The 16,431-nt window shown below is 61.7% G+C and carries 18 protein-coding genes; 6 read left to right on the top strand and 12 right to left on the bottom strand.

All coding sequences use genetic code 11. From position 1 onward, the window contains the following. Positions 1–10: 10 nt before the first annotated feature. From fos to MKZ87_RS25830, 4 genes are read right to left on the bottom strand one after another with little or no spacing between them, the layout of a single operon-like run. A complete protein-coding gene (gene fos, locus MKZ87_RS25845; protein WP_085700563.1) occupies positions 11–427 on the bottom strand; it encodes a fosfomycin resistance glutathione transferase in 417 nt (138 codons plus the stop codon). A 3-nt stretch (positions 428–430) separates the two neighbouring features. Beyond that, positions 431–1,150 (bottom strand): hypothetical protein, encoded by a 720-nt coding sequence (locus tag MKZ87_RS25840; protein ID WP_266202136.1) that lies wholly within the window; start codon positions 1,148–1,150, stop codon positions 431–433. Between the two features lie 35 nt (positions 1,151–1,185). Continuing rightward, positions 1,186–1,920, bottom strand: coding sequence for a hypothetical protein (locus MKZ87_RS25835; protein ID WP_085703838.1), 735 nt, complete (start codon positions 1,918–1,920; stop codon positions 1,186–1,188). A gap of 20 nt (positions 1,921–1,940) precedes the next feature. Further along, the gene (locus MKZ87_RS25830) at positions 1,941–2,852 is read right to left on the bottom strand and encodes a LysR family transcriptional regulator (RefSeq protein ID WP_234204648.1); all 912 of its coding nucleotides are present in this window, start codon (positions 2,850–2,852) and stop codon (positions 1,941–1,943) included. Positions 2,853–2,930: 78 nt separating this feature from the next. Here MKZ87_RS25830 and MKZ87_RS25825 point away from each other — a divergent pair, with 78 nt between their 5' ends. After that, the gene (locus tag MKZ87_RS25825) at positions 2,931–3,419 is read left to right on the top strand and encodes a DMT family transporter (RefSeq protein ID WP_085700559.1); all 489 of its coding nucleotides are present in this window, start codon (positions 2,931–2,933) and stop codon (positions 3,417–3,419) included. 34 nt (positions 3,420–3,453) lie between these two features. Here MKZ87_RS25825 and MKZ87_RS25820 read toward each other — a convergent pair whose 3' ends face one another. The 4 genes from MKZ87_RS25820 to MKZ87_RS25805 form a co-directional block, all read right to left on the bottom strand. Then, complete coding sequence (locus tag MKZ87_RS25820) at positions 3,454–4,785, bottom strand: MFS transporter (RefSeq protein ID WP_085700558.1); 1,332 nt, start codon at positions 4,783–4,785, stop codon at positions 3,454–3,456. A gap of 81 nt (positions 4,786–4,866) precedes the next feature. Further along, a complete protein-coding gene (locus tag MKZ87_RS25815; protein WP_266202135.1) occupies positions 4,867–5,793 on the bottom strand; it encodes a hydroxymethylglutaryl-CoA lyase in 927 nt (308 codons plus the stop codon). Next, positions 5,790–6,983, bottom strand: a complete 1,194-nt coding sequence (locus MKZ87_RS25810) for a CaiB/BaiF CoA transferase family protein (RefSeq protein WP_085700556.1) — start codon at positions 6,981–6,983, stop codon at positions 5,790–5,792. Before MKZ87_RS25810 ends, MKZ87_RS25815 begins: the two co-directional genes overlap by 4 nt. A 103-nt stretch (positions 6,984–7,086) precedes the next feature. Beyond that, entirely contained in the window at positions 7,087–7,995 is a 909-nt protein-coding gene (locus MKZ87_RS25805) for a LysR family transcriptional regulator (protein WP_085700555.1), read from the bottom strand. Positions 7,996–8,227: 232 nt separating this feature from the next. On the opposite strand from MKZ87_RS25805, the gene MKZ87_RS25800 reads away from it, so the two are divergent. Both MKZ87_RS25800 and MKZ87_RS25795 read left to right on the top strand, forming a co-directional pair. Further along, positions 8,228–9,463, top strand: a complete 1,236-nt coding sequence (locus tag MKZ87_RS25800) for an aminotransferase class I/II-fold pyridoxal phosphate-dependent enzyme (RefSeq protein ID WP_266202134.1) — start codon at positions 8,228–8,230, stop codon at positions 9,461–9,463. A 17-nt stretch (positions 9,464–9,480) separates the two neighbouring features. Further along, complete coding sequence (locus tag MKZ87_RS25795; RefSeq protein WP_266202133.1) at positions 9,481–10,647, top strand: MFS transporter; 1,167 nt, start codon at positions 9,481–9,483, stop codon at positions 10,645–10,647. Here the strand turns inward: MKZ87_RS25795 and yiaY are convergent. Continuing rightward, positions 10,644–11,792, bottom strand: a complete 1,149-nt coding sequence (gene yiaY, locus MKZ87_RS25790) for an L-threonine dehydrogenase (protein WP_266202132.1) — start codon at positions 11,790–11,792, stop codon at positions 10,644–10,646. The two genes, MKZ87_RS25795 and yiaY, sit on opposite strands and share 4 nt — an antisense overlap. A gap of 155 nt (positions 11,793–11,947) precedes the next feature. On the opposite strand from yiaY, the gene MKZ87_RS25785 reads away from it, so the two are divergent. Continuing rightward, positions 11,948–12,967 (top strand): DUF4917 family protein, encoded by a 1,020-nt coding sequence (locus MKZ87_RS25785; protein WP_234204641.1) that lies wholly within the window; start codon positions 11,948–11,950, stop codon positions 12,965–12,967. Here the strand turns inward: MKZ87_RS25785 and MKZ87_RS25780 are convergent, their stop codons facing one another. After that, the gene (locus MKZ87_RS25780; protein ID WP_085700550.1) at positions 12,968–13,510 is read right to left on the bottom strand and encodes a helix-turn-helix domain-containing protein; all 543 of its coding nucleotides are present in this window, start codon (positions 13,508–13,510) and stop codon (positions 12,968–12,970) included. It lies immediately after the preceding gene. A gap of 108 nt (positions 13,511–13,618) precedes the next feature. On the opposite strand from MKZ87_RS25780, the gene MKZ87_RS25775 reads away from it, so the two are divergent. Next, positions 13,619–14,401, top strand: a complete 783-nt coding sequence (locus MKZ87_RS25775; protein ID WP_227234703.1) for an aldolase — start codon at positions 13,619–13,621, stop codon at positions 14,399–14,401. 26 nt (positions 14,402–14,427) lie between these two features. After that, the gene (locus MKZ87_RS25770) at positions 14,428–15,309 is read left to right on the top strand and encodes a dihydrodipicolinate synthase family protein (protein WP_266202131.1); all 882 of its coding nucleotides are present in this window, start codon (positions 14,428–14,430) and stop codon (positions 15,307–15,309) included. Between the two features lie 57 nt (positions 15,310–15,366). On the opposite strand, the gene MKZ87_RS25765 is transcribed toward MKZ87_RS25770, so the two are convergent. Both MKZ87_RS25765 and MKZ87_RS25760 read right to left on the bottom strand, forming a co-directional pair. Continuing rightward, entirely contained in the window at positions 15,367–15,711 is a 345-nt protein-coding gene (locus MKZ87_RS25765) for a YegP family protein (protein WP_234204637.1), read from the bottom strand. A 22-nt stretch (positions 15,712–15,733) separates the two neighbouring features. Beyond that, a complete protein-coding gene (locus tag MKZ87_RS25760; RefSeq protein ID WP_007957909.1) occupies positions 15,734–16,315 on the bottom strand; it encodes a DJ-1/PfpI family protein in 582 nt (193 codons plus the stop codon). Between the last annotated feature and the right edge of the window lie 116 nt (positions 16,316–16,431).

Genomic DNA, 16,431 nt, shown 5'->3' with positions numbered 1-16,431 from the left:
TTGTGGATATTCACGGCTCGTTGAAAAAACGCATGCCCGCGTAGGGCTTTTGCCGACACGCGGCCAACCGCGAAGCGAGATCACCGACGTGGGCTTCGAGCTTGTGCCCGTCCGGGTCGAGGAAGTAGAACGACGCGCCTTCACTGCGGTTGTCGCGCCATTCCTGCACGTTGGCGGCACGCAGCTGCTGCACGAACAGCGCAAAGTCCGCAGCGCCAATGCTGAAGGCGTAGTGGGTGTAGTCGGCGGCGGGCTCGGGATGGCGCTTCGGATCAAGCGACAGGCACAACCACAGGCCCGGGAGCGACAGGTAGGCACCGCCGTCCCAGATGGCCTCGACGTGCAGCTTCAGCACATCGCGGTAGAACGCGAGGCTGCGGTCCAGGTCGCTGACGGCGAGGGTCAGGTGGTTGAGGCCGGTGAGCATCGGTCAGTAACCTCTGAGGTCTTCGGGAATGGTGTATTGCTTGCCGTCGTAGGTCAGGGTGATTTGGGTTTTCTTCAGGTCGGTGGTTTTGGAAACGCACTCTTTGCCTGACTGGGTCGAGGTGTACACCACACCACTTGAGGAAACGATCAGGTCAGCGAGGCCATTATGGCTGGATGGGCCGATTTCCAAGGTCCTGAGGATTTTCGTGTCCCTGGTTTCGCACTCCCCCGTACCCTCGCCGAACTCCTTGCGAATGACCAGACCTTCCAGTACAGGTCGTAGCTTGGCGCCTTCGCGGACGTACAGCGCCAAGTCTGTCCTCGCATAGGGATTGGCTCTGGAGAGATGGACAGAGAAATCCGAGCGCAGACCGAACGCGCGAACCTCCGATGCGAGACGGTAACGGGCGGTATCGATCTTCAGATCATCGAACCGGGTAGCATCAGAGTTGTAGGCGCCGGGCTTGGTATAAGTCGCCAGCGGTTTGGCGTCGGAAGCGTTGAGCAGCGACAGTTCCAGGTCGAACACTCCATCCTGGTCACCTTCGGAATCGGGCACGAACGTGGACTTCGCCGAAATCGCCTTGTCGGGGAAGGCCGGCCACACTTTGCAGCGTGACAGGGAGTGGCCGTCGAGTTTTTTTACCTGACAGGCAGCGTGTGCCTGAGTGGTAACGGCCAGAAAGCCTAGGGCGATGAAAAGTCGGGTTGGGCTGAGCATTGTTCTTCCTTGAAATAAGTCGCGTTGGCTCTGTATCACTCGATGGCTTTGAAACCTTTAGGCAAGACGTAAGACTTGCCGTCATACCGAAGTGTGGTCAATACGGGTTTATCGGCCGTAGTCTTCAACGCACAAGTGTCCGGTGGCCCTTCGCCTACAAGGCCGGTAGTGACTGATTTAACAATCAGGTCGGCGTAACCGTGCGAACTGGTTTTACCGATTTCGATAGTACGATCCGTGTAATAACGCTCCCCCGCACAACCACCATCCCACTCGCCACCGTAGTCATACATCACCAGTCGATCCAGCACCGGACGCAACTTGTCGCCCTCCTTCACATAGAGCGACAACAGGACTTGATCCATGGGATTGACGCGGGAAGAGCCCTTGAATCTCACACGAACGCCAAAAGCCCGAAGCTCGGGAGTGAGCTTGTAACGCGCCGTATCGAACTCCACGCTTTCCAATGCGATCGCATCGGACATGAATGCAGAGGGCAAGTGATAGGTGGCAATCGTTTTGAATTCATCTGTAGTTACCGACAACCCAAGGTCATAACTGCCGACGTCATTGTCCTTGCCATACACCGGATCGGGTGCAAATTTCGAAACCGCATTCAGGGTCAAGCCGGGATAAGCGGGCCACGCCCTACACACTGAAAAATCCCGCGCGCCCGTCACCGGCGCAGGCACACACTCAGCTAACACCTGCCCCGCGATCAACGCCCCACACAGCGCCAGCCCCACCGTTACCCCAGACTTCACTGTCACGCCCCGCTCCTTGATATTTTTCAGCCGCGCACTATCCCCTGCTCAATCCGCCGATTCAACCAGTTCAACGCCTGATCCCCGCCGCGCCGTTTGTGCCACGCCGAGACAAACGTGAACGGCGCGATTTCAAACGGTGGCGGCACGACGATCAGTGAGTCGTCATGCACCTCATTCAACGCCCGCGAGGCCACGGTCAGGATCAGGTCCGTGCCGCTGATGAACTGCGGCGCGACGCTCCAGTGCGGCAGGCTGATGGCGACGCGGCGGCGTTCGCGCAGGGCGGTCAGGGTGCGTTCGATTTCCGGGGTGCCGCTGCCGCGCATTTCCAGCAGGACATGGGGACGGGAGAGATAGGTTGGCAGGTCGAGAACACCTCCGGCGGGAAGGCTATGGCGATCCAGAAGGCAGACGTAGCGTTCCTCGAACAACGGCGTGCTACGCAGTTCACCGGGCAACTCAGGGAGTACACCGGCAGCGAGATCTATGTCGCCGTTGAGCAGACCTTCGACCATGCCTTCGCGGCTGGCGTGACGGATTTGCAGATCGATGCCCGGCGCTTCCGCGCGCAAGGTGCGAATCAGTCCGGGCAGGATGATCGCCGCGCCGTAGTCCGACATCGCAAGGCGAAAGGTCCGACGGGCGCTGGCCGGATCAAAGGTATTCGGCGCCAGCAGCGATTGCACCTGAGCCAGGGTTTCTGCCAGCGGTGCCGCCAGCTCCAGCGCTCGCGCAGTGGGCACCAGCCCCGAACCGGCACGCACCAGCAATGGATCACCGAGCAAGTCGCGCAAGCGCGCCAACGCGTGGCTGACCGCCGGTTGACTCAGGTGCAGACGCTCGGCAGCGCGGGTCACATGCTGCTCGCTCAGCAACGCGTCCAGAATCACCAGCAGGTTGAGATCGATGCGGCGCAGATCATTCATTCGATGCATGTTCCGGATACCAAAACAGAATTTAAATCTGCGCGACGAATACCCTAGAGTCCAGCAAAACCTTGCAGGAGAACGGTCATGGGGACGATGCAGTGGGTCGGATTGCTGTTATTGGCGGTATTCGCCGGTGCGGTGGTGCCGTTTCAGAGTGCGATCAACATCAATCTGGCGCGGGGGTTGGGGCATCCGCTGTGGGCAACGCTCACCTCGCTTGTGGTGAGCGTGCTGGTGTTGTTGCCGGTGATTGTCGCGCTGCGCCTGCCGTTGCCGTCGCTGGCCCTCGCCAGCAAGCTGCCGTTTTGGATGTGGACCGGTGGCGCGTTCGGGGTGTGCTTTGTCGCATTGGCGGTGGTGTTGCTGCCAAAGTTGGGGGCGTCGGGATTTCTGGCGCTGGCCCTGGCCGGGCAAATGATCACGTCAATCGTGCTGGATCACTTTGGCCTGTTCGGATTGGTGGAGAAACATCTGACCTTGCCGCGCCTGTTCGGCGCGGTGTTGTTGATGGCTGGAGTGGTGCTGATTCAGTTTGGTGACTCGGCTGCCAGGTCCCTGTCAGCGGCGAGCTGATCGTTCGCGTTACAAGAACGACCAGCCCGTGATCTCAGTACTTGTCCAGCGTGCGCAGCTTCTGCGGCAAGCCCCACAACAGCAACGCCGCCGCGATCAGCGCCGCCACGCCGATGACATACAACGCCGGTGTGGTGCTGCCGGTCAGATCCCTGATCCGGCCGACCATTACCGGGCTGACGATGCCGCCGAACTGCCCCAGGGTGTTGATCACCGCAATCCCGCCCGCCGCACCGGCTCCAGCGCCGGCCAGCAACTTCGGTGGCAGGGTCCAGAAACTCGGAATCGACGCGATGATCCCGGCGCCCAGCAATCCAAGGGCGACGATCAGGAACGTGGTGTGGCTGGCGAAAATCCCCGCACTGAAGAAGCCGATGGCGCCGACAACCACCAGCCCCGCGACAAACTTGCGCCGCTCCCCCGTGGCATCTGACAGACGACCGATCACCACCATGCTGATCGCACCGCAAACGTACGGAATCGAGGTCAGCAGACCGATCATCACCGGGCTTTCGGTGCCGGCACTGCGGATCAGTTGCGGAGCCCAGAAATTCAGGCCGTAGGACGCGACCTGGATCAGGAAGTAGATCAGCCCCAAGGTCAGGAAACCCGGAATCTTCAGCGCCGCCAGCAACGAACCGCCACTCTTGTGCGGTTCGTGATGGGCGATGCGGCTGGCCAACAGTTTTTTCTCATCCGGGGTCAGCCAGTGAGCGTCCTCGATGCGGTCCTTGAGCAAGGTCAGCACCAGAAAACCCAGACCGACGCACGGCACGCCGCCGAGCAGGAACAACCAGTGCCAGCCGCGCATTTGCAGCACGCCGTCGAGGTGTTCCAGCACCAGTCCGGAGAACGGCGCGCCGACCAGTCCGGCAAACGCCGAGGCCAGGAACAGCATCGAAGTGATGCGGCCACGGAAGTGCTGCGGGAACCACAGCGTCAGGTAATACAGCACGCCGGGGGCGAAACCGGCCTCCATCGCCCCGATCAGAAAGCGCAGCACGTAGAACTGCCATTCGCTGGTGACGAAAACCATCAGCGCCGTCGCCACGCCCCAGGACATCATGATCCGGGCGATCCAGCGCCGCGCGCCGACCTTGTACAGCATCATGTTGCTCGGCACTTCGAACAGCACGTAACCGACCACGAACAGACCGGCACCGAGACCGTAGGCGGTGTCACTCAGGCTCAGGTCGGCCTGCAACTGAAACTTGGCGAAGCTGATGTTGATGCGGTCGAAGAAGGCGAACAGGTAGCAGACCATGATCAACGGCATCAGGCGCCAGGCGACTTTGCTGACCAGGGCTTTTTCGGCGTCGTGATCGACGGACGGGCTCGCGCCCGCCTCCATAACATTGAGGCTCATAGTTTTTTCTCCAGGCGGACTGCCGGTGGGCGTCCGATTGTTGTTGTTGTCTGGTTCGGGTGAGTCGGTGAGCGTGTGAAATCAGGTGGGGATCGGGTGCAGATCGCAATTGCGTCCGGCCTTGGCCAGTTGCCCCGGCACTTCGTGGCCCAGCAGCGCGGGCAAACCACGGGACAGTTTCAGCAGCAGCGGCAGATCGATGCCGGTGGGAATGCCGACTTCATCGCAGAGGTTCACCAGGTCTTCGGTGCAAATATTGCCCGATGCACCCGGCGCAAACGGACAGCCGCCGAGCCCGCCCAACGCCGCGTCGAAACGCCGGGCACCTGCTTCGTAAGCCGCCAGTCCATTGCACAGACCCAGGCCTCGGGTGTTGTGGAAATGCAGGGTCAGGTCCGCCGCCGAAACGCGCTGCAATACCCGTCGCACCAGTCGATCGACCTGTCGCGGATTGGCCATGCCGGTGGTGTCGGCCAGGGTGATGCCCTGAATGCCGAGCGCCTGATAGGCCTCGACAATTTGCAATACACGGTCTTCGTCGATCGCGCCTTCGAACGGGCAACCGAAGGTCGTCGCGACACTGCCGTTGAGCCGCACGCCCGAGCCGCTGGCGAAACTCACGATTTCGCCGAACGCCGCCAGCGAAGCTTCGCAACGCATGCGCATGTTCGCCAGGTTGTGGGTCTGGCTGGCGGACATCACCAGGTTCAGTTCATCGGCGCCGGACTCCAGCGCCCGTTGCGCGCCCTTGAGGTTGGGAATCAGCGCGACGTAAATCACCCCCGGCTGACGCTCAATGCCCTTGAACACCTGCTCGCCATCACGCAGGGCCGGGATCGCTTTCGGCGAGACGAACGAGCCGGCCTCGATGCGGCTGAATCCTGCCTGTGACAGCTGATCGATCAGGGCGATCTTGTCTTCGGTTTCGACCCAGGTCGGTTCGATTTGCAGGCCGTCCCGGGGCGAGACTTCCTGGACGATCAGGGTCTGCGAGTAATCGCTGATCATTGCACCACCCCCTGGCTTTTCAGGCGTTCGATGTCCGAGGCGGTCAGACCGAGGCCTGCGAGAATGCCGTCGGTGTGCTGACCAAGGCCGGGGCCCGACCAGTTCACCCCGCCGGGGGTTTCCGAAAGCTTGGGCACGATGCCCGGCATCTTCACGCTCGCCCCGCCGGGCAGTTCGGCGTCGAGCAACATGTCCCGGGCCTGATAGTGCGGATCGGCAACAATATCGGCCACCGAGTAGATGCGGCCGGCCGGCACTTCGGCGGCTTCCAGTGCCGCCAGTACATCATTGATCGGCAGGCTGCTGGTCCAGTGGGTAATGGCGGCGTCGAGCAGACCGCTCTTCGCGGCGCGGCCGTCGTTGTGGGCGAACTCTTCGGCGTCGGCCAGATCATCCCGACCGATCACCTGCATCAGGCGCTTGTAGATCGGATCGCTGTTACCGGCGATCACCACGTAGGCGCCATCGGCCGTGAGGTAGGTGTTGGAGGGTGCGATGCCCGGCAACGCGCCGCCGCTGCGTTCGCGGACATGGCCGAGCATGTCGTATTCCGGCACCAGGCTTTCCATGACGTTGAACACGCTTTCGGCCAGTGACACGTCGACAATCTGCCCGCCGCCCTGCCCGGTCTTGACCCGCAGCAGCGACATCAGCGCGCCGATCACCGCGTGCAGCGAAGCCAGCGAATCGCCGAGGCTGACACCGACTCGCGCCGGTGGCGAACCGGGGGTACCGGTGGTGTAGCGAATGCCGCCCATGGCCTCGCCGATCGCACCGAAGCCGGGGCGGTCGCGGTAAGGGCCGGTCTGGCCGTAGCCGGAAATGCGCACCAGGGTCAGGTCGGGATTGAGCGCGTGCAGCACGTCCCAACCCAGACCGAGTTTTTCCAGGGCGCCGGGGCGCAGGTTTTCGATGATCACATCGGCATCACGGGCCAGTTGCTTGACCAGTTCGATGCCTTCGCCGGATTTCAGATTGAGCGCCAGGGATTTCTTGTTGCGCGATTGCAGGTACCACCACAGCGACGTTCCTTCGTGCAGCTTGCGCCATTTGCGCAGCGGGTCGCCCTGACCCATGGCTTCGATCTTGATCACCTCGGCGCCGAATTCGGCGAGCATGCGCGCGGCAAACGGCGCAGCAATCAGGGTGCCGATTTCGATCACTTTGATCGCACTCAGAGGGGCAGTCATCGCGGGGTACCTCTTGTTCTTGGAATTGCGGCCAAGGCTAGAGGAACGTCATGACTGCAATCCAGCCGTCACTCGGCAACGGGCGTTCGCCAAACGCGAACGCTCAGCCGGCTGCGCGCAAATGCTCGAACAGGATCCGGCTCACGGGCGACAACCCGGCCTCGTCACGCACCACCACGATAAGGTCGCGATCCGACCAGCCATCGGTCAGCGGCACCGCTTGCAACCCCAGCGCCCGACCAAATAATTCATACGCCCGCTGCGGCAGGATGCCGATGCCCATGTTGGCCTGCACCATCCGGCACACCGCGTCGAAACCCGGCACATGAATGCGTATGCGCAGCACCTTGCCGGCCTGCCGCGCGGCGGCGTGGGTGCGCATGTTGATCGAACTGGCGGCATGCAAGCCGACGTAATCGCTGTCGAGGGTTTCGCTGAACGCCATGGATTCACGCACTGCCAGCGGATGCTCGGGCAACATCACCACCACCAGTTTGTCCCGGCGATAGCACACGCTGTGCAGGCCTTTGATATCACTGTCGCTGGAGCAGATACCCAGATCCGCCACGCCATCGAGCACACCCTGAATCACTCCGGCACTGGGCCGTTCTTCGAGGTCGGTCTTGACCTGCGGGTGTTGCGCGGCGAAGTCACGCAGGTCCTCGGGGAGAAATTCAATGATCGCCGACAGGTTCGCCAGCATTCGTACATAGCCGCGTACACCGTGGCTGTGCTCGCCCAGTTCCAGGCCCATTTTCTCGACGTTGAACAACATCCGCCGGGCGTGGTGCAACAGGGTTTCGCCGGCCGGGGTCAGGGTCATGCCTTTCGCCTGACGCACGAACAGGCTGATCCCCAGCGCTTCCTCCAGCTCCATCAAGCGCTTGCTCGCCGCCGACACGGCAATCGCCTCGCGGGACGCGGCACGGGTCAGCGTGCCTTCCTCGTGCACGGCGACGAACAGTTGCAGGGTGATCAGGTCGAGGCGGCGGGTCAGGTTTTTCTGCAACATGAGGCACTCGTTAACAGGGTTCGCGGACCCCGGCAGGATAATCGCGTTGCTCTCGATGCAGGCAGTCAATTGCCCTACAACCAAGGGTTACATTCCCCTACAAAAAAAACTCAAACAACGCTCAAGGCTATCGGATACAGCCGATTCTGACCCCGCATCGCCCTCTGTAAAGTCTGGCAACACACACAAATTGAAACACCCCATGGATTGCCATGCTCAAGGAGAGCTGCCTATGAATCACTCGCCGGAATCCGCCAACACCTTCACCAACTATCGCAAAGTCATCGCGCTGGCCGACCACGACTGGGAAGCCGCCGAAGCCGGAAAAGTCGCCGCCCTCAATGTTGAGGTCAAAGGCTGCAACCAGTTGCTCGATCAACACGGGCGCCAGTTCCATCATTTCTGCACCACGTCCTATCTGGGTCTCGATCACCACCCCGCCCTGCTCGAAGGTGCCATCGCGGCGTTACGGGAAACCGGCACACTGCGCGTAGCCAATTCGAAAAACCGCTGCAAACTGGCGCTGCTCGACCGATACGAAAGCGAGCTGTCGCAATTGTTTGGCGCCGTGTGTCTGAGCACTCTGTCCTGCAGCGCCGCCAGTGCCGGAATCCTGCCGCTGCTGGCCAGTGGTGTGTTTACCCAGGGCCGTCCACCGGTGATGGTGTTCGATCGTCTGGCTCACTATTCGATGAATCACCTGAAGGCCAGTTGCGCCGACGAAACCCAGGTATTGACCTGCCCCCACAACGACATGGATTTTCTCGAATCGGTGTGCCAGCGCCACACAACGGTCGCCTATATCGCCGACGGTGCCTACAGCATGGGCGGCGTGGCCAATCTGGACGGCCTGCTGTACCTGAAAGAGCGTTACGGCCTGTTTCTTTATCTCGATGACTCCCACGCGTTGTCGGCGGTGGGTAGCAACGGCGCCGGTCTTGTACGGCCAAGAATGCCGACGCTGGAGGAGGACTGCCTGATCGTCTCGTCACTGGCCAAATCGTTCGGGGCCAGCGGCGGCCTGGTGATGCTCGGCAATGAGCGGCAGAGGAAACTGATTCAGCGTTACGGCGGGCCGAGCAACGGGTCGCAAAGCCTCAATCGCGCGGCCATCGGTGCGGGCCTTGCCTCAATTCAGCTGCATCGCAGTGCAGAGCTGCGTGCGTTGCAGATTCGGCTCCAGAGCAATATTCGCCTGTTCGACAGTTTGGTGAGCACCGAACAGCACGGCAGCCCCATGGCCATCCGTTTGATCAACTGCGGCGAGGCTGCCCTGGCCACTCGAATTGCCATTGAACTGGCCGAACACGGCTTTTTCACCAGCGCGGTGTTTTTCCCGGCGGTGGCGCAAGGTAAAGCCGCGATCCGCGTGACCCTGCGCGCCGACATGGAATCGACCCTGATCCACCAGTTCTGTGATTTGATCACCGGACTGTTACTGACTCACGGCGGCCATCGCGACCGCTGAACCTTCACGGACGACTCATGAATCCCGGACTCATCCTGCTCATCACCTGCTCCACCGTGTTCCTCGCCCAACTGGGCATGAGCATTTACCTGCCGGCGTTGCCACAGATCGCCGGGCACTTGCACGTCGATGCAACGCAGGTGGCCTGGGGCTTGTCGCTGTACCTGATCGGCATGGCGCTGCCGATGCTGCTCTGGGGCAGTCTGGCGCAGCGCATCGGCCGTAAACCGGTGCTGTTGGCGGCGCTGGGGATTTACGGGCTGGCGAACCTGGCGTTGCCGCTGGGTTCGACGCTGGAGTCGTTCCTGCTGTTGCGACTGCTTCAGGGGATCGGCGCCAGCGGCATTTCAGTGATGGCGCGGGTGCTGATCCGTGACAGTTTCCGGGGCGATCTGCTGGCGAAGGCGTTGTCGTGGATTTCGATTTCGTTCGTTGTCGCGCTCGGGATCGGGCAATACGCCGGCTCGCTGACTCAGGTGACGCTGGGCTGGCAGGCGATTTTCTATCTGCTGGGTGCGGTCAGCCTGTTGATGGCTGCGATTGTCTCGCGCCTGAGCTTTCCGGAACTTGTCGAAGCACCCGCAACCGCGTCGCCCTGGGCGGTCTACGGAAGGATTCTGACCCACCGGGCGTTTATTCTGCCGGCGCTCGCGGGTGGTCTGGGTTATGGCGTGATCATCGCGTTCAACAGCGCTGCGCCGTTGATTCTGCAAGGCCCGTTCGGTTGGTCGACGACCGACTACGGGTTGCTGGGCTGGCCGATCAGTGCGGCGTATTTTCTGGGGGCGCTGGCGGTCAATCGCTTTGTGCTGCGTACCGGTCAGCATCGGTTGATGGCGTTGGGTGTGGGCCTGGTGATGGCCGGAGGCGGGGTAATGCTGGCTGGCAGCCTGCTGGCCAGCGCCGTTGCCTGGCTGCTTTGGTTGCCTTACTGCGTCGCCGTGTTCGGCCAGTCGCTGAACTATCCGATCAGCCTCTCGCGGGCCAACGATGGAGCGCCGATTGCCGGCGCTTACGCGATGGCCCTGAGCGGTTTCATCCACCAGTTGATGGCCGCACTGATCGGCGCGGTGGCCAGCCTGCTGGCCGGTCCACACGCGTGGCCGCTGTCGCTGCTGTGTTGCTTTCTGGCGGCGGGCGCGGCGCTCTGCACGAGGTTCACGCCCGATCGTCAGTCTGCTTAAAACGCGCTGCGGAAAATCTCCTCGATCTGCCGCTGATCCGCCTCCCGCGGGTTGGTGAAGCCGCAGGCGTCTTTCAGGGCGTTGGCGGCGAGTACCGGAATGTCGGTGCACTTGGCGCCCAGATCGCGCAGGCCGCCGGGTATCTCGACGTCTCTGGCCAGGCAACGGATCGCATCAATCGCGGCTTTTGCACCCTCCTCCGGACTGAAACCACGAATGTCGGCCCCCATGGCGTGGGCTACGTCGGTGAGGCGATCGGCACAGACCAGCGCGTTGAACGTCTGCACATGCGGCAACAACACCGCGTTGCACACGCCGTGAGGCAGATCGTAGAAACCGCCCAACTGGTGCGCCATCGCGTGCACATAGCCGAGCGAGGCATTGTTGAACGCCATGCCCGCGAGGAACTGCGCGTAGGCCATGTTTTCCCGCGCGGCCAGATCGCTGCCGTCACGCACGGCCAGGCGCAGGTTGTTACTGATCAAGGTCATGGCCTTCAGTGCGCAGGCATCGGTGATCGGGTTGGCAGCGGTGGAGACGTAGGCTTCGATCGCATGGGTCAGCGCGTCCATGCCGGTGGCGGCGGTCAGGCCTTTCGGCATGGCGACCATCAGCGCCGGGTCGTTGACCGACAGCAGCGGCGTGACGTTGCGGTCGACGATGGCCATTTTCACGTGACGGGTTTCGTCGGTGATGATGCAGAACCGGGTCATCTCGCTGGCGGTGCCGGCGGTGGTGTTGATGGCGATCAGCGGCAGTTGCGGCTTGGTCGATTGATCGACGCCTTCGTAGTCGCGGATCTGCCCGCCGTTGGTCGCGCACAACGCGATGCCCTTGGCGCAGTCGTGGGGCGAGCCGCCGCCCAGCGACACCACGAAATCGCAGCGGCTGTTCTTGAGCAGCGCCAGCCCCGCCTCGACGTTGGCGATGCTCGGGTTGGGTTTGGCGCCGTCGAAAATCACTGAATCGATGTCCTGCATCGCCAGTTTCTCGGCGATCATCGTCGCCACGCCGGCCTTGGCCAGCCCGGCGTCGGTGACGATCAGCGCCTTGCGAAAACCGTAATTGCGGATCGCAAGCATGGCTTCGTCGAGGCAGCCGCTGCCCATGATGTTGACTGCTGGAATGAAAAAGGTGCTGCTCATGGCGCGTCTCCTGACAGGGACCAAATCGACTTCTGCGATCCGGCGGGTGCACACAGGATCGACTGATCGGTCACGGCGGATGTTGATCTGGCTCAATGCCCGCTCGTGATAAAGTCGCCGTCCATCTGCCCCTTTGTTTTGAGACGTGCCCTGCAATGACTGATTTTCTGGATGTCGACGCCACCCTCGAAGACTGGAACGCGTTGCGCGCCACCACCGACTTCAGCGGTCTGCTGCTGGGCAATGGCGCCAGTCGCGCGGTGTGGGACGACTTCGGCTACGACTCGCTGTTCGAAAACGCCCGCACGGTGGAAGAAAAACCGTTGAGCCCGTCGGAACTGAGCGTGTTCGACGCGATGCAGACGCGCAGTTTCGAGCAGGTACTCGGCGCGCTGAAAACCACCAGCCGGGTCAACAAGGCGCTGGCCGTCAGCTCGGCCGCGCCGCGCAACCGCTACTACGCGATCAAGGAAGCGCTGATCAATACCGTGCACGCGGTACACATCCCGTGGCGGCTGATCGAAGCCTCGACCCTGGCGACGCTGAACAGTGAACTGGCAAGTTATCGCACGGTGTTCACCACCAATTACGACTTGCTCAATTATTGGGCCCTGCAACATCAGGGCGAGGCGATCGACGACCTGTTCAACGGCCCCGATGCGAGTTTCGATCTGTGCGCCAGCCACACTGAAAAACCGCGCCTGCTGTACCTGCACGGCGGCCTGCACCTGGTGCGCAACCAGGACGGCACCGCCCGCAAGCTGACCGCCACCGAGGGCACGCTGCTCGGCAATTTCGCGATCAACAACACGCTCAAGACGCTCGACGACGTGCCACTGTTCGTCAACGAAGGGCCGAGCGCCGACAAGCTCAAGACCATCCGCAGTTCCGATTACCTGTCGTTCTGCTACGACCAGTTACTCGGTCACGGCGACAGCCTGTGCATCTTCGGCCATGCCCTCGGCGAACAGGACAGCCACCTTGTGCGCGCCCTGCGTCTGGCGAAACCGAAGACCGTGGCGATCTCGATCTACCCGCGCAGCGCGGCGTTCATCCAGCACCAGAAACGGCATTACGCGAAGGTGTTCGACGGAACCGGCGTGGAACTGCGGTTCTTTGATTCGAAGTCCCATGCCCTGGGCAACCCGAAGCTGTCAGTGCCGGTCGAGGACTGATCATTCCTCGCTGCTGTGCACCACCACCAGCAACTGCGCCTGCACCTCGCCCACCGAGCGGATGCGATGGGGTTTCTGTGCATTGAAGTGCAGCGCATCGCCCCGCTCCAGTACAACCCTTTCGTTCACGAAGTCGACTTCGACCTGGCCTTCGTGGACGAACAGAAACTCCTCGCCCAAGTGTTCCTTGAAGGTTTTGTCGGTGAATTCGCTCGGCGGGTAAATGATGAACGGCAGCAGGCTGCGCTCGCTGACCTGATGGGCCAGCACCGCATAACCTGGGCTGTGGTCGTTGGCCGCCAGCGACTGGCGTTCGTGGCTGCGCACCAGGCTGTAGCTGTCGAGGCTGACGTTGTCTTCGGAGAACAATTCCTCGACTTTCACGTTCAGCGCCTTGGCCAGTTTCAGCGCGGCGGCAATCGACGGCGTGTTCAAGCCGCGCTCGACCTTCGACAGGTAACTCTTGGTCATGCCGGATTTCTCGGCCAGTGCCTCAAGGGTTACGCCGAGTTTTTTTCTCAATAATTTCAAACGGATAGACATGCGAAGCGATTATTCCAGCAAAGGAAAGACGATTTGTCCTTGCCAATGACACAAAGTGTCATATAGCCTCTTAAGTGTCATCCATGGCAACCACCACAGGACACGGATATGGCGAAGACATTAGCACTACCCAAAGACGAACTGGTCAAGCAAGCGCTGACCCAGATGCAAAAAAGCCTGGCGGATAATACGTGGACAGACCGGCAAAAGCTGGCCCTGACCTGCCGGATCCTGTTCGAGAACGGCCACGATTCGGGCCTCGCCGGGCAGATCACCGCCCGTGGCCCGCTGCCAGGCACTTACTACACGCAGCAACTGGGCCTGGGTTTCGATGAAATCACCGCAAGCAATCTGCTGCTGGTCAACGAAGACCTGGAAGTGCTCGAAGGCCACGGTATGGCTAACCCGGCCAACCGTTTCCACAGCTGGGTGTACCGCGCCCGGCCGGACGTGAATTGCATCATCCACACTCACCCGACGCACATTGCCGCGCTGTCGATGCTGGAAGTGCCGCTGCAGATTTCCCACATGGACCTGTGCCCGCTGTACGAAGATTGTGCGTTCCTTGAAGGCTGGCCGGGCGTGCCGGTGGGCAACGAAGAAGGCGAATTGATTGCCGGGGCGCTGGGTGACAAGCGGGCGATCCTGCTTTCCCATCACGGTCAGCTGTCCACCGGCACGACCATCGAGGAAGCCTGTGTCATCGCCCAATTGATCGAGCGCGCCGCCAAACTGCAACTGCTGGCGATGGCCGCCGGGACGATCAAGCCGATCATCCCCGAGCTGGGTCGCGAGGCGCATGACTGGGTCTCGAAACCCAAACGCCACGCCGCAGCCTTCAACTACTACGCCCGGCAGAACCTGCGTCAGCACGCCGATTGCCTGAACTGAACACCTCATCCTTGCGGAGCACTCCCATGTCCAACATTCACGGCATCATCGGCTACACCATCACCCCGTTCGGCGCCAACGGCGAAGGCGTCGACCTGCCGGCCCTCGGCCGCTCAATTGATCGTCTGATTGCTGGTGGCGTCCACGCCATCGCGCCGCTGGGCAGCACCGGCGAAGGCGCCTACCTGAGCGATGCGGAGTGGGATCAGGTCGCCGAGTTCAGCATCACGCACGTGGCCAAACGCGTGCCGACCGTGGTCAGCGTGTCCGACCTGACCACCGCCAAAGCGGTGCGCCGCGCACGTTTCGCCGAAGCCCACGGCGCCGACGTGGTGATGGTGCTGCCGACCTCTTACTGGAAGCTCGGCGAAGCGGAAATCCTGGCCCACTACCGCGCCATCGGCGACAGCATCGGCGTGCCGATCATGCTCTACAACAACCCGGCCACCAGCGGCACCGACATGTCGGTGGAGCTGATCCTGCGCATCGTCAATGGCGTGGAAAACGTGACCATGGTCAAGGAGAGCACCGGCGACATCCAGCGCATGCACAAGCTGCAACTGCTCGGCGAAGGCCGGGTGCCGTTCTACAACGGCTGCAACCCGCTGGCGCTGGAAGCCTTCGTCGCCGGGGCCAGCGGCTGGTGCACGGCGGCACCGAACCTGATTGCGCAGCTCAACCTGGATTTGTACGAAGCCACGCTGGCGGGGGATCTGGGCAAGGCGCGTGAGTTGTTCTACCGCCAGTTGCCGCTGCTGGACTTCATCCTCAAGGGTGGCTTGCCAGCGACGATCAAGGCCGGTCTGCGCCTGACCGATCTGGAAGTCGGCGATCCGCGTTTGCCGGTGTTCCCGCTGAGCGAGGCCGGGTGTCATCAGTTGCAAGCCATTCTCAAAAGCCTGAGCTGATTTCGAGCCGCACACCCACCTGTGGGAGCCAGGCTCCCACAGGGTTTTGTGCTGGATTCAAAGCACCGGCAGGGTTTTGTCCTTGATCACCTTCGTCGGCCCGTTGGCCTTGACGCTGGCGATGCCTTTGGCGCACGCCGCGTCCGATGAATAGGATTCGCTGCTGCCGATGATCTGGTGATTGGCCGCCTTGAGGTTGAAGTAGGGATGGCCGTCCTTTGTCGACTTCCTCTCGTAACGCTCGTCCAACGGGCTGTTGGCCTGCACCGAGGCGATGCCGCTTTCGGCGGCCGTGCGGCTGGTGTACAGCTCGCTGGTCAGAATGGTTTCGGCATTCGCCGCTTTCAGTACGAACTTGTACTGGCCGTTGCTGCTTTTGCTCAACTCATACCATCCGGACATGGTGTTTCTCCTTATCGATGGGTCACAGGGTGATTTTGGTTCCAAGCAGCCCGAGGAAACCCGCCAGCCATTTCGGATGCGCCGGCCAGGCGGGCGCGGTCGCCAGGTTGCCCTGGACGTGGCCGTCCGTGACCGGGATGTCGATGTAGGTGCCGCCGGCCAACCGCACTTCCGGGGCACAGGCCGGGTAGGCGCTGCACTCCCGCCCTTCGAGAATCCCCGCCGCCGCCAGCAGTTGCGCGCCGTGACAGACAGCGGCAATCGGTTTGCCGGCCTTGTCGAAGGCCCGCACCAGTTCCAGGACCTTTTCATTCAGCCGCAGGTATTCCGGCGCACGACCACCGGGCACCAGCAACGCGTCGTAGTCCTTGGCGTCGACCTTGGCGAAATCGAAGTTCAGGGCGAACTGGTGACCGGGCTTCTCGCTGTAGGTCTGATCGCCTTCGAAGTCATGAATCGCGGTGCGCACGGTCTTGCCGGCGGCCTTGTCCGGGCACACCGCGTGGACGGTGTGACCGACCATTTGCAGGGCCTGGAACGGCACCATCACTTCGTAGTCTTCGACGTAATCGCCGACCAGCATCAGAATCTTTTTCGCGGCCATGGGCAGGACTCCTCTGGTGAATGCACAGGAATATTCACAGTAGTCCAAGGACCGCGATGGCGTTCGCAAACTGTATGGATAACTCTGCGCTCAGCTGTAACAGCCCGATTGCCGTG

The sequence above is a fragment of the Pseudomonas sp. MCal1 genome (genome assembly GCF_026341415.1).
Classification (GTDB): Bacteria; Pseudomonadota; Gammaproteobacteria; order Pseudomonadales; family Pseudomonadaceae; genus Aquipseudomonas.
The sequence above is the reverse complement of the archived record's forward strand: the minus strand, read 5'-3'. Positions and strand labels throughout refer to the sequence as shown.

Bases quoted from the DNA above. Each gene is read 5' to 3' on its own strand.
- fos (WP_085700563.1), bottom strand. From the start codon at position 427: ATGCTCACCGGCCTCAACCACCTGACCCTCGCCGTCAGCGACCTGGAC.
- MKZ87_RS25840 (WP_266202136.1), bottom strand. From the start codon at position 1,150: ATGCTCAGCCCAACCCGACTTTTCATCGCCCTAGGCTTTCTGGCCGTT.
- MKZ87_RS25830 (WP_234204648.1), bottom strand. From the start codon at position 2,852: ATGCATCGAATGAATGATCTGCGCCGCATCGATCTCAACCTGCTGGTG.
- MKZ87_RS25825 (WP_085700559.1), top strand. From the start codon at position 2,931: ATGGGGACGATGCAGTGGGTCGGATTGCTGTTATTGGCGGTATTCGCC.
- MKZ87_RS25820 (WP_085700558.1), bottom strand. From the start codon at position 4,785: ATGAGCCTCAATGTTATGGAGGCGGGCGCGAGCCCGTCCGTCGATCAC.
- MKZ87_RS25815 (WP_266202135.1), bottom strand. From the start codon at position 5,793: ATGATCAGCGATTACTCGCAGACCCTGATCGTCCAGGAAGTCTCGCCC.
- MKZ87_RS25810 (WP_085700556.1), bottom strand. From the start codon at position 6,983: ATGACTGCCCCTCTGAGTGCGATCAAAGTGATCGAAATCGGCACCCTG.
- MKZ87_RS25805 (WP_085700555.1), bottom strand. From the start codon at position 7,995: ATGTTGCAGAAAAACCTGACCCGCCGCCTCGACCTGATCACCCTGCAA.
- MKZ87_RS25800 (WP_266202134.1), top strand. From the start codon at position 8,228: ATGAATCACTCGCCGGAATCCGCCAACACCTTCACCAACTATCGCAAA.
- MKZ87_RS25795 (WP_266202133.1), top strand. From the start codon at position 9,481: ATGAATCCCGGACTCATCCTGCTCATCACCTGCTCCACCGTGTTCCTC.
- yiaY (WP_266202132.1), bottom strand. From the start codon at position 11,792: ATGAGCAGCACCTTTTTCATTCCAGCAGTCAACATCATGGGCAGCGGC.
- MKZ87_RS25785 (WP_234204641.1), top strand. From the start codon at position 11,948: ATGACTGATTTTCTGGATGTCGACGCCACCCTCGAAGACTGGAACGCG.
- MKZ87_RS25780 (WP_085700550.1), bottom strand. From the start codon at position 13,510: ATGTCTATCCGTTTGAAATTATTGAGAAAAAAACTCGGCGTAACCCTT.
- MKZ87_RS25775 (WP_227234703.1), top strand. From the start codon at position 13,619: ATGGCGAAGACATTAGCACTACCCAAAGACGAACTGGTCAAGCAAGCG.
- MKZ87_RS25770 (WP_266202131.1), top strand. From the start codon at position 14,428: ATGTCCAACATTCACGGCATCATCGGCTACACCATCACCCCGTTCGGC.
- MKZ87_RS25765 (WP_234204637.1), bottom strand. From the start codon at position 15,711: ATGTCCGGATGGTATGAGTTGAGCAAAAGCAGCAACGGCCAGTACAAG.
- MKZ87_RS25760 (WP_007957909.1), bottom strand. From the start codon at position 16,315: ATGGCCGCGAAAAAGATTCTGATGCTGGTCGGCGATTACGTCGAAGAC.